At 69.7% G+C, this 11,830-nt stretch carries 7 protein-coding genes and 4 pseudogenes; 7 read left to right on the top strand and 4 right to left on the bottom strand.

What is annotated here, in order from left to right:
- Positions 1 to 28 precede the first annotated feature (28 nt).
- Positions 29 to 612: pseudogene (locus QIY60_RS32380) on the top strand (TetR/AcrR family transcriptional regulator).
- Positions 613 to 633: 21 nt separating this feature from the next.
- On the opposite strand, the pseudogene QIY60_RS32375 reads toward QIY60_RS32380, so the two are convergent.
- A pseudogene (locus QIY60_RS32375) lies at positions 634 to 910 on the bottom strand (IS5/IS1182 family transposase); the annotation flags it as partial.
- 880 nt (positions 911 to 1,790) lie between these two features.
- On the opposite strand from QIY60_RS32375, the gene QIY60_RS32370 reads away from it, so the two are divergent.
- Complete coding sequence (locus QIY60_RS32370; protein ID WP_283145707.1) at positions 1,791 to 2,270, top strand: transglycosylase SLT domain-containing protein; 480 nt, start codon at positions 1,791 to 1,793, stop codon at positions 2,268 to 2,270.
- Positions 2,271 to 2,353: 83 nt separating this feature from the next.
- Here the strand turns inward: QIY60_RS32370 and QIY60_RS32365 are convergent, their stop codons facing one another.
- A complete protein-coding gene (locus tag QIY60_RS32365; protein ID WP_283145706.1) occupies positions 2,354 to 3,673 on the bottom strand; it encodes a PucR family transcriptional regulator in 1,320 nt (439 codons plus the stop codon).
- 242 nt (positions 3,674 to 3,915) lie between these two features.
- Here QIY60_RS32365 and QIY60_RS32360 point away from each other — a divergent pair, with 242 nt between their 5' ends.
- The 5 genes and pseudogenes from QIY60_RS32360 (at position 3,916) to QIY60_RS32340 (ending at position 9,272) form a co-directional block, all read left to right on the top strand.
- Positions 3,916 to 5,256 carry a lipase family protein gene (locus QIY60_RS32360; RefSeq protein ID WP_283145705.1) on the top strand — a complete coding sequence of 447 codons (1,341 nt, stop codon included), beginning with the start codon at positions 3,916 to 3,918 and terminating at the stop codon, positions 5,254 to 5,256.
- A 275-nt stretch (positions 5,257 to 5,531) separates the two neighbouring features.
- A pseudogene (locus QIY60_RS32355) lies at positions 5,532 to 5,806 on the top strand (polyprenyl synthetase).
- Positions 5,796 to 6,851 (top strand): annotated as a pseudogene (locus QIY60_RS32350) (polyprenyl synthetase family protein). The pseudogenes QIY60_RS32355 and QIY60_RS32350 overlap by 11 nt, the downstream one beginning before the upstream one ends.
- Positions 6,852 to 7,394: 543 nt before the next feature.
- Positions 7,395 to 9,008: a M48 family metallopeptidase gene (locus QIY60_RS32345; protein ID WP_283145704.1), complete on the top strand. Its 1,614-nt coding sequence runs from the start codon at positions 7,395 to 7,397 to the stop codon at positions 9,006 to 9,008.
- Positions 9,009 to 9,068: 60 nt separating this feature from the next.
- Positions 9,069 to 9,272, top strand: coding sequence for a hypothetical protein (locus QIY60_RS32340; RefSeq protein ID WP_283146159.1), 204 nt, complete (start codon positions 9,069 to 9,071; stop codon positions 9,270 to 9,272).
- Between the two features lie 580 nt (positions 9,273 to 9,852).
- On the opposite strand, the gene QIY60_RS32335 is transcribed toward QIY60_RS32340, so the two are convergent.
- Together QIY60_RS32335 and QIY60_RS32330 are read right to left on the bottom strand one after the other, a co-directional pair.
- Positions 9,853 to 10,218 carry a PH domain-containing protein gene (locus tag QIY60_RS32335; protein ID WP_283145703.1) on the bottom strand — a complete coding sequence of 122 codons (366 nt, stop codon included), beginning with the start codon at positions 10,216 to 10,218 and terminating at the stop codon, positions 9,853 to 9,855.
- Positions 10,219 to 11,018: 800 nt separating this feature from the next.
- On the bottom strand, positions 11,019 to 11,741 hold the full coding sequence (locus QIY60_RS32330; protein ID WP_283145702.1) for a hypothetical protein: 723 nt from the start codon (positions 11,739 to 11,741) through the stop codon (positions 11,019 to 11,021).
- Positions 11,742 to 11,830: the final 89 nt, after the last annotated feature.

The raw sequence follows: 11,830 nt of genomic DNA, 5'->3' as shown, positions 1-11,830 counted from the left end.
CGGCGGAGGTAGAACGGAAGAGAGGCCCATGTCACCGCGCGGAGCGGCGACCCCGGACGTACGCGAGCGGCTTTTCGCGGCCGCCGAGCGCGTCGTGGATAGGGATGGGCCCGGCGCGCTCACCAGCCGGTCCGTCACGACCGAGGCAGGCTGCACCAAAGGGCTGCTGCATGCGCACTTCTCGGGTTTGATGAGTTCGTGGCCGAGCTCTGCCTTGACCGGTTCGCGCGCACGGCGGCGAAGGCGCGGGAACTGTCGGGGCTTGTCGGGCAAGGCACGGCGGCGCACAACCTTGAGGCCGTCGCCCTCGCTCTGTTCGACTCCGGCGGTCCCGCCATCTCGGGCCTGGCCATGACACGCCCCGCCGCCGCGCTGCGCATCCGCGAGGCCCTGGAAGAAGGGGCGCCCGGGTTCACGGCGATCCAGGAGGCCATCGCCGGCTATCTGAAGGACGAGCAGGGGCTGGGCCGGGTGGTGAAGACTGTCGACCCGTACTCGGTGAGCCTCGCTATCGTCGGCACCGCCCACCATCTCCTGATGACCAGCCGGCCGGGCACACCTGACCCGCGGCCCCCTATGACGCGTCTGGTGGCCGCCTTGGTGGACGGCTAGGGGCCGTCCGGCGAGTCGGGAGCGGAGCCAGAGACGTATGGCAGCATCGGTCACGGTGCCGTGAAAGACGTACCCCCTCTTTGTCAAAGCGCGTGGCGACGGCCCGGTAGGTCTTCAGTCGGTTGATCAGGCACCCGGCCTCGTTCCTGCGTGGGCATAGCGTGCCGGGTCAAACCGCTGGGCCTGCCACCGCTGCTGCCACGGCGTTGCGATGGGCCTGCTGGTCACGGCGTTCGGGAGCGGTGTGCTTGATCGGCCGACGCCGCAGATATCGGCGGCTGCGGCGTAAGGACTATGCCCACCAGACCCAGCGGCGGCTCATCGATCAGCTCGCCGGGGCTCCGCTCGCGGTCGATATTTTCCTGTTCCTCATCGCTCTCGCGCCGTCCATAGCCTCGGTGCTGCCAACCGTTCACACCTACTTCAACCGCCGCGAGATTGCCAGACCGGCCTGCGGCCTTCCAGCATGGGAACACACCACTGTCCTCATCAGCGTGGCCAGGGCTCCGGCACCTGCCAGTCGTCTCCCGCACCCCGGCCCGCCGGGCTCCCTACTGGGGTGCCGTCCGCGGAGCAGTGCGTACCCGCCCGCCCGAAGAAGAGGAAACGGCCATCTGAACGGTCACTGCGCGCTCAGCCTGTGAAAGCCCGTACGGTACCGCCTGATTGTCCGCCCGACTCCGCATACAGCGACTGCGACCTGCACGCACAGGCGACGGTTTCTCACTGTGGGCGTAGTCGGCCGGCCGCCGAGCTCAGGCCGTCGCAGGTGGCGTGAGCTCCGTGGCACCCGACGGGGCAACAGCCCTCAGCAGGCCTGTCGAGGGTGTTTGTCGGTGGACACAACAACCGCCCACACCCACCAACCCCTTTGTCTCACACTCATGGTGTGATCGTGGCGTACCCCATGAACGCATCGGCCGACGGTATGTGGCACCCCATATGGCGGGGATCGTCTACGGCTCGCGGTTGCAGGACTACACGTATACCTCTCCTGGAACTCCACTGCCCCTGAAGAGGGTTGCCTCGGAGCGCGAGAGTGTGTGCGCCCTTGCCAGCTCCGTGCAGGGTTGTTCACCATGTGCGCACACGGTTTCTCTGGACCAACCTCCGTGCATCAGACGAGGTTTGAGTCGAGGCCGCTGTTCATCCACCTCGTGCTGGAAGGTACCCCCGCCATGTCTGCTTCCACGTCTGTCCTGACCTGTCTGCCTGCCCGCCTGCGTGCCATGTCCGCCGCCGGTACCGTCGCCATCGTCACGACGGCGGCGCTCACTCTGACCGCTACTCCCCATGCCACCGCGGCCCCTCGCCTCGCGAGCACACCGCAGGTGTCCTCCCGCGTCCTGGACCAGTGGATCGGCAGGGCTCTGGCCGTCATGAAGGCCAAGCACATCCCCGGCTCCTACGCCGGCATCCTGCGAAACATCAAACGCGAGTCCGGCGGCAACCCCCGGGCCGTGAACAACTGGGACTCCAACGCCCGCGCCGGCACCCCCTCCAAGGGGCTGCTCCAAGTCATCGACCCCACGTTCCGAAGCTTCCACGTCGCGGGCACGGCATGGGACATCTTCGACCCCGTGGCCAACATCGCCGCCGCCTGCAACTACGCCGCTCACACCTACGGCTCCATCGACAACGTCAATTCCGGATACTGACCCCTTCGATACGGGGCGCCGCCGCGGAGAGCTGTGCCCGACGGCCAAGCACGCCGGACAAGGCTCCAGCGCACCGGAGGAGGCTACGTTTGGGCCGACCTCCAGTTCGGCGGCGTGGGCGTCACGGGCCGGTTTGCTTCCGGTTTGGCCTGGCCTACAGCGTCGTGGGCGGCCAGGGCGGCGCGCAGGGTCAGGGTGTCGGCGCCCCGGGAGGCGTCCAGACCGATGAGTTCGGTGGCCTTGCGCAGCCGGTAGTCGACCGTGTTCGGGTGCACCTGGAGCCGGGCGGCGGCCCGGCGCCGGTCGAGTCCCCGCGCCAGGAAGGCGCGCAGCGTGTCGAGCAGCTCCGGACGATCGTCCAGCGGGTCGAGCAGTGCGGCCAGCCCCGCCCTGGCCGGGCTCGGCCGGCTCAACTGGTACTCCAGCAGCACGTCGTCCAACAGGTACAGCCCAGGTCCCCGCCCGGACGCCTCCGCCACCGCGCGCACCTCCCCGGCGAGCCGGGCGGCCTCCGCGACCCCTTCGGGCGCCGCGATCGTCGCCGCGGCCAGCAGCTCGGCACCGCACATCCGGCCGAGCTGCTCGACCAGATCGGACAGCCGCGCCCGGTCCGCCCGGCCGAAGTCGTCCGGCGAAGTCGCGCACGGGATCAGTACCAACCCACCCCCGCCGGACAGGACGGAGAGCGGAACGCCACTCGTCTGGCGCTGGATTTCGTTGCGCAACCGCCGGAGCTTGCGGCGGGCGGCGACCGCGTGGTTCACACCGGGCACCAGCTCGTCCGGGTGCGGCCCCATCGCGATGCTCAGCACCAGGTAGCGGGCCGGCAGCTGAATGCCGGCCCGGTCCGCCGCGCTCTGGGGGCTGCCGCCCTCCAGCAGCCGCGACAGCAGCGACTGCAGCGCGACCTGCTCGTCACTCAGCGCGGTCTGCCGCTCCTGCACGTACCCGGCGGCCACCTCGCAGCTCACCAACCGCAGATACGCGAGCAGTTGGCGCTGCACCATCAATACGTCGGCCAAGTCGCCCGGTTCGGCCGCCGAGAAGACCTGGGCGGCGCACTCCTCCGCACCGAGGTGGTAGGCACCGACGACAGCCTCCAGCGGTACGCCCTCGTCGGCGCGCCGGGCCGACGACTCGCGGATGGCCGCCGCCTCGGCCTGCCCCGGCATCTCCCCGGTGCGCAGGACCCCCGCGAAAGTCCGTATACCGCGGGTCACCTGCTTGGCGATGTCGCCGCCGAGGTGCTCCGCGGGCAGCGTCCCGTACACGGGGAGCCGCTCGACCAGCCGGATCATCACGGCACGCTCCAGCGCACCAGCTGCGTCCTGGAGCCGCTTGTGCACCGGCACACCGCCGAACCGCGGCACCTTGTTGCGCTCCACAGCGTTGGATCCGGTCACAATTCACCTCGCACATCTCTGTTCCCCGCCCCGGAGACTGGGCCGCTGACCAGCCCCATGATGTTTCCGGGACATCACCTACTGGTAGGTAACACGACTGGCTAGTGGATGGCCAGATGCGGCAGGACCTCGGCCGCATCGTTCACCGCATTCCCCTGCCGGGGACCGCCGCCCCGGCCGACCCGACGTGTCGCACACCGGCCCCCTGCCGGCGCGTCGCTCCCCCAGGAATCGAGGACCGCATGTCCAAGGCAGCTGTTCGCCTGATCTCCGTCGCTGTCGCCGCCGCAGCCATGGCCGCCACGCCCGCCGCCACCGCCGTCGCGGCCACACCGGCCGCCGCGACGGCCTCGGCAAGCGACCCGTTCTACGCCTACACCGGCAGCGAGCCGCTGTCCTCGTTCGCGCCGGGCACCGTACTCAAGACGCGGACCCTGCAGTACCACGTCATCGGCATCCCCACGCCCCTCAAGGCGGTCCAGCTGCTGTACCGCACCACCGACGCCCAGGGCCGCCCGGCCGCCAACGTGACCACAGTGGTGCGCAGTCTGACCGGCGACAGCAGCAAGGCCGTCTCCTACCAGTCGTTCTACGATTCGCTCAACCCGGAGGACAGCCCCTCCCGGGCGATCGCCGGTGACGTCACCCTGGGCGGTGCCATCCCCAACGCGGAGGCCCTCTTCATCACGCCGCTGCTGCTGCAGGGCTACAACCTCGTCATCCCGGACACCGAGGGGCAGCAGGCGAACTTCGCCGCCGGACCGGAGTACGGCACCAACACCCTCGACTCCATCCGCGCCGCAACGAAAGCGACCGAGACGGGGCTCAACTCCACCACGTCGTTCGGCCTCATCGGCTACTCGGGCGGCGCCATCGCGACCAACTGGGCCGCCACGCTCGCGCCGAGCTACGCACCGGACGTCAACCGCCGACTGGTCGGCTACGCCGAGGGCGGCCTGCTCGTGGACCCGGCACACAACCTGAAGTACGTCGACGGCTCACTGGCCTGGTCCGGCGTCATCCCCATGGCCGTCATCGGCGTCTCCCGCTCGTACGGCATCGACCTCAAGAGCTACCTCAACAGCTACGGTCTGAGCGTCTACAAGGACCTCCAGCGCGGCTCGATCATCAACGCCCTCGGCCACTACCCGGGGCTGACCTGGAAGAAGATGGCGAAACCGGAGTACGCCAACCCCAACTCGATCCCCGCCTTCCTGGCGGCGATGAACAAGCTCAACCTCGGCTCCGCCGCCACCCCGGCCGTCCCCGGGTTCATCGGCCAGGGCAACGGAGGCGTCCTGGAGGGGACCTTCAGCAACCGCCCGGGCATCGGCACGGGCGACGGCGTGATGGTCGCCGGCGACGTGCGCTCACTCGCCCGCCAGTACTGCGCCACCGGCAGCTCCGCAGTCAAGTACAGCCAGTACGAACTGCTCAGCCACACAGGCGCCACCCTCGCCTGGGCACCCGTCGCGCTGGGCTGGCTCAACGACCGCTTCGCCGGCCGCACAGCGCCGTCCGACTGCGGCCGGATCTCCAGCGGCAACTCGCTCGCCCCGGAAGAGCCCGTTCCGCTGTCGTGATCCGTGGCCGACCCACCCTCACAGAGCCCGGCATCGCCGCGTCTCCGGCCGCCGAGCGCGCGGAGCTCCTGTCGAACCGCGGCACTCACAGCCGACGCTCGCGCGGGGTGGAGACTCCGGGCCCCGTGAGCGGCGGTGGCGGCCGGTCCGCACGGACGCACGATCTCATCACCCGATCGTGAGTTCCTGCGGCCACGGGCAGGGTGTGCCGCGATTCTGGGAGTGATGGCATATGCCGGTCGCCCGCTCGGCCGTGTCGTAGGTGAGGGAATGCCATGCCTGGGGATACGGGACGGCACAGGGGCTTGGACGAGACGACGGTCCTGTTGGCGGCGGGCCTTGCCGACCTGGCGGTGAGCACACTGGGGTCGGCCCTGGGGACCGTGTGGGCAGCGTTACACCGCTCGGACGCCGCCGAACTCGCGGCGGACGCCGAGCACGATCTGCTGGCGCGCGGCCGCCTGGTGATGGACCGGTACGCAGCCGCCCCACCCACCTGAAGATTCTCGCCCAGCACGCGCTGGCTCGGCGGGCCGGCGATGACGCCTGACCGGTGGGAGGCGGCCGCGTTCAAGACGCGGGTCGACGCCGTACTGCACCCATTCGTGGCCGCGGAGGCCGTACAGCCGGCGGCCATCGATCCTCTTCTCGACCCGGTGGCACGCGAGTTAGAGTCCGCAGTCGCCGACGACAAGCGGCTGCGGTCGGCATTCTGCTACTGGGGCCGGCGCGCGGCAGGGCAGCCGGACAGCGATGCGATGGTGCGAGCGGCGGCCTCGATGAAACTGGTGCACGCCGCCGCGGTCGTACATGACGACCTCATCGACGACAGCCCGCTGCGGCACGGCCGGCCCACACCGCACATCGCACTACGCGGCGCAGTACGCCGTCGGCCGCGTGCCACAGCCGCTGCGAGATCACTCGCGATGCTGGTCGGAGACCTGCTGATGTCGCTCGCCGACCACCTCTTCGCCACCAGCGGCCTGCCTGCCGCGTACCTCGCGCGAGCCCGCCCACTGTGATCGCTGCTCGCCCGGGAGCTGATCGCGGGCGAATGCCTGGAGATCCTGCGCACCGGCAGCCTTCCGGACACCTCGGCATCACTGAAGGTGATCCGGTACAAGACCGCCAAGTACACCGTGGAACAGCCCCTGCTGATCGGCTCCGCCCTCGCCGGGGCCGGCGAGCGACTGCGGCAGGGCTACTCCGCGTACGGGCTGCCGCTGGGAGAGGCCTTCCAGCTCCGGGACGATCTGCTCGGGCTGTTCGGCGACCCGCAGCACACGGGCAAGACCAACGCGGACGATGTGCGCGGCCACCGGCCCACCGCCCTGCTGGCCGAGACGTGGCGCCTGGCCGACGAGGGCGAGCGGGAGCGGCTCGGCTCGCTGCTCGGCCGCCGTGATCTGGACGAGCAGGCACTGGCCGAGGTCCGCGCCGTGATGCGCCGAGTGAAGGCCCCCGACCGCATCGAGGCCATGATCGCCGATCGGGTCGAGGAGGCCCTGGCCGCGCTGCACACCCTGAACGCGCCGGCACCCGCCGCGGCTGCCCTGACCGCACTGGCGCGCTCCGCCGCGATCCGTCTGTCCTGACCCGCCCCACATAGGACCGTGCGTGCCGCCCCGCGGACAGCCGCTGTCCGTCGCCGACCACCCGTCAGCACGGACGCGTGTCCGCTGAGCCAGGTCTCCTGCATCGCACCGAGCCGGGTGTAGGCGGTGCTCAGATAGTCCGTGTCGTCCTTGCACCCCAGATCGGCCCGCGCGAGCGGGTTCTTGGCGAAGTCGGTGTCCGGGGCGAGGCCCAGCCTCAAGGCGGCCGGGTCCTTCTGCTCGTACCCGGCACGGTGCATGTACTGGCGCCCGTGCTCGCTCAGCGCGCGGAACCGCGGGTCCTGCTCCAGTTGTTCGCGCGCTTCCCTCTCCCCGTCGCGCCCGCACCGAAGGTCACCGACGCCGTGGACCCACCGCGAAAAACCGCGCCATCAGCAGCTCCAAGACCCAGTCGCTTCAGCCACTGACCAAACTCACTGGCCATTGAAGTTGCTGTAAGTGACTACCGGGCCGCATGATGCGGCAGGCGGTTCCCGCCACTCACTTCAGCACCGCTTCCATCCCGTGGGGGGATCTGTCCATATGGGCGCTTCACTGCGCGCCTTGCGCGTTCTCGTCCTGCTCGCCGGCTTCTACCTGCTCGGCGTCTTCCTGCTGGCCGCCCTCGCGGGCGCCGACTACGCCGTCTTCACCTACTTGCAGGGCCCGATCGTCTACAAGATAGTCATCCCCTCCCTTGTCCTCGTGATCCCGATCGTGCGCGGCATGTTCATGCTGCGTACCCCCAAGGACGATGCGCCGGCCGGCATCACCGTCACCGTCACCGAGGCCCAGGAGCCCGCGCTGTGGAAGGCCGTGCGCGACGTCGCCCGGCAGGTCGGCACCCGCGCACCGGACGAGATCGTGCTGATCGAGAAGGTGAACGCGGCCGTCAGCGAGGAATCCTCACTGATGGGCCTGCGGCCCGGTACCCGTCGCCTCTACCTCGGCCTGCCGCTGATGATGGGCATGGACGAGATGCAGCTGCGCGCCGTGCTCGCCCACGAGATGGGCCACTACGCCAACTTCGACACCCGCCTTACCCCCCTGATCGCCCGCGGCCGAGCCCAACTGATCCGCACTATCGCCCACTTCCACGAGCGCTCCGCCCAGAAGATCGCCAATGAGCGCGCGAGGCAGGACAAGCACGCCGCCAAGCGGATCGCCAAGGGCAGGAGGGCAACGAAGGTCGACACCCCGGGCCTGGGTGCGGCGTACCGCGGCATGGCCAACATCTACACGGCGTACGGCAACTTCTTCATGCGCACCACCCTCGCCGCCGCCCGCCGCCAAGAACTCGCGGCCGACCTCGCCGCGGTCCGCGTCGCCGGTCGCGACGCCGCCGCATCCGCCCTGCGCGAGCTCAACGCCCTCGACTCGGCACTGGACTTCTACATGAGCTCCTACGCCACCCTCGGCGTCGGCGCCGGCCTGCTGCCCCGCCCCGGCCAGGTGTTCGGCGGACTGCGCAACCTGCTCGACGCCCGCGCACAGGACCTGGAAAAGCTGAGCCGGGAGCCCTCGACCGAGCCCACCTCCCCCTACGACTCCCACCCCCCTCTCGCCGAGCGCGTGGCCCGCATCGAGGCCCTGCCCGACGACGGCCGCGCCGGGCAGGCCGCCCGCCCGGCCTTGGAACTGCTGGCCGACGCGAACGCGGCGCTGACCGCGCTGGAGCAGGCCGTCCTGACCCCGCAGGCCCTCGCCCTCAAGCGGGTGGACTGGGAGGACCTCGTCCACGAGTCGATGACCGTGTACGCCGACCAGGGCGCACAGGAGATCCGCGAGGCCTGCGCAGCCGAGGGCGCCGGCCCCGGCCTCGTCACCCTCCTCGACGCGATCGACGCCGACCCGGCGGTGCGCTGGCGGATCGCCGACCGCTTCCCCAAGTCCGAGCAGGCGGCAGCCGCGACGGGCGACGCGGCCCGCGAGTTCGCCCGCCCCGTCGTGCGGCGCGCCCTGAACCAGCTGGTCACCGTAGAACTGACAGCGGGTGGCGCCGTCCGCTGGCAGCTCTCCTGGTCCCACCCGGCCGCCCCGCGCTACCCGACGGACGGCTTCGAGGACCTGCTTGAGGCGGCCCTAGACGCGACGGTCGCCGACCAGCCCGACACCGAACCCCTGCGAAAGCTGGTACTTGCCCGGGCATCGGTCTGATCACCCTCGGAGTCCCCCAGGGTTCACGACTGTCCTGCTGGAGCGACGGACACACGCCCAATGAGCCGCAGCACACCGCCGGGCAGCTGGAACTGCCCCTGGTACCGCGTCCACACAGAGCAGTTCGAGGCTGCGTTCCTGCCGAATGCCGGCGAGAACGTGGAGGCCGTGGACAACGTCGACGTCTTCGTGGACCTCAAGGACGGCTCCCGGTGGAGCGCGACCGTCATCACCCCAAAAACCAGCTGCGCGTGTCCACGGTGACTGCTGAGGGGTGCCCTGCAGGGTGTGCCATTCGTCGGCGCCGCGGTACGAGATGGCGAGCCGTACCCGCCCGGCCGGGGCATGTCGGCCTTGACGCTCTGGCTGTCCAACAACACCCCCGCACTCGGGGTGGGTTCAGGCCCTGACCTGTGCGTTCGCGAGCCCGCAGGGCCGCGAGAATCTCTCCCCATCGGCCTGCGATCCGCCACATCCGCCAGTAGTGGTACACCGTCTGCCACCGTGGGAAGTCGTGCGGCGGCAAACGTCAGGCGCAGCCGACCCGCAGCCAGTAGGCGAGGGCATCGATGAGCTCAGGCGCGGGTGTGCGGGCGGACGACCACCCGGCTTCGGCGGCGGCACCAACGGCGCGAGCACTACCCACTCAGCAGTCGGACAGTGGTCGGGGCCCGGGCAACCGAACGGACACGAAGGCTCCTGTGCGCGAACGCCGACTGCACCTCAACGGCGGCAGAGGTGCAGCCCGGCACCGCGGGAGGTGACCTTCAAGTCGTTGAAGGTCACGCCGTCCTCATAGGTCCGCAGTCGCCGAGCCGCGCGTTGCTCCTGCCGGACAGGGCCGTCAGCGGGCCACGAACTGCGTGAGGATCGCCTGCACCTCGTAGATGTCGACCCCCTTCGTGAATGTCTTCTGCAGTGGCGTCGGGTTGCTGGAGATCCAGATCTTCAGCTCCGCGTCGAGGTCGAAGTGCCCGGCCGTCTCCACCGCGAAGTGGGTGATGCTGCGGTACGGCACCGAGTGGTACTCGACCTTCTTGCCGGTGATCCCCTGCTTGTCGACCATGATCAGGCGACGGTCGGTGAACAGCATGGTGTCGCGTATCAGCGTGTACGCGGCGTGTACCTGCTCGCCGTGGCCGAGCAGCCGCCCGTACTCGCTCTGCGCCTTCGCCGGGTCGACGGTGTGCGCGTTTCCGAACAGTGCCATGTCAGGCCCCCCACTCGATCGATCTGTAGCCCCCGCAACCCTGGTGAAATGCGGGATCTTGCCCCACTGTATATGGGGGCAGACGAGGGGAGTCGAAGGTCCGTGCGACTTGGAGAGCTCAGGAATCGTACGGGAGCCGCTCCGGGCCCAGCTTGCCGCCCCAACACGAAAGCGTCCGCGAACTCGGTCCCGCCGAGCACCGCCCGCGTCGCCGCCGTGATCCGGTCGACGTCACCGCGTTCGGCGGGCGGCAGCGACGCGCCCACGCTCCCGCGGGCCGCGTCCGCCCACCTGGCCGAAGAATCGCGATGCCGGCGGTAGCGAGCAGTAACAAGCCGAGCAACCGTCCCTCTGCGAGTCTGAAACTGACGGCCATCCAGGACTTCGCGAAGCGGTCCCAGAACCGGGCAAACGTTGATTGCTGTGTGGTGGTCCCGTTGTGCTCCTACCGTGGCGCGCTGGAGGTGGGGCGCCACGGTGTGTCTTTGCCAGAGGAGCTTCACGGGCGGGAGACCGTCGCGCAGGTGCTGGCGGAACCGTCGGCCGCGGAGGTCGAACCGGACGTTTGCTGAGGTGGATGCACCCTTCGACCACAGGAGCGACGAAAATCTCGGCGCGGACCTCGTGAAGATCCCGGCCGACGGGCCGCCCGTCGTCTGGCTGGGCCGCAGGCGGCCGGAGCCATCGCGTCGGTCGTGGCCGATGCGCCTCACTCATACACCCCCGGGCTGTCCCTATAGGTAGCGATGGTTGCAGCGCAGGAGCGCCCCTGCAGGCCCCTTGTGCCAGGCGGCAGACCGTCAACCGGAAGAGACCTCGGCGCCGGATGCCAGCCGTAGGCCCGCCAAGGTAAGAAAGTCGGCCAGCTCGACGCGGCCACCATCGCTCCCGTCGTCCCAACGCGTCCAGAGCCTGGACCCCGCGCCGTACCACGTGTCGGGGTCTTCGCTCGGATGCTGCTCGACGCTCCCCTCACCGTGCCGGTAGCGCAGATACAGGTACTGGCCGCTGGTGGTCCACGCGTCCCACTGCGACGGGAAGCATCCGCTGGTCTGCACCACCCGGGCGAGATTCACGTCCTCGTGCAGGTGGGACTCGACAGGGCCCAGGTCCCGTTCATGGGCCAGGACGAGGTCGTCGTCCAGGGCGAGCAGCCGGATGCTGCCGGCGGGGAACTGGAGTGTCACGCCGGCCGTGAAGTCGACGCGGGCGTCGCGGTACCTGATGTCGCGGACCGAGCGGATCGGCTGGCCGACGAACCGGGTCACCGGGACATCCGGTGAGGCCTCGACGACCGTGACGCTGCCGTACTCATCCATGGAGTACGGCTGGTGAGGCTGGTCGATCCTCAGCGACAGGCCAGTGCCGGGCGTATGGAAGCGGACAGGGCCGAGTCCCTCCAGATCGAGCCACAAATGCAGCAGCGACGGCTCGACCCCAGGGTAGTGGTGCCAGGCCGTGGGCACCCGCAGCAGCCTTCTGCCGATCAGGTCGGCGGCGCACAGCTCCTCATCGTCGGTCACCAACCAATGCTCGCACCGCTTTCCCTGACCGGGCACCCGATTTCCCATGCCGCAGCCCTTGAGGCCCTGGCCGACGGAGTCCGGGTCCT

The sequence above is a fragment of the Streptomyces sp. BPTC-684 genome, assembly GCF_030028635.1.
GTDB classification, from domain to species: domain Bacteria; phylum Actinomycetota; class Actinomycetes; order Streptomycetales; family Streptomycetaceae; genus Streptomyces; species Streptomyces noboritoensis.
Note: the sequence above shows the minus strand (reverse complement) of the source record. Positions and strands in the feature narration are given on the sequence as shown.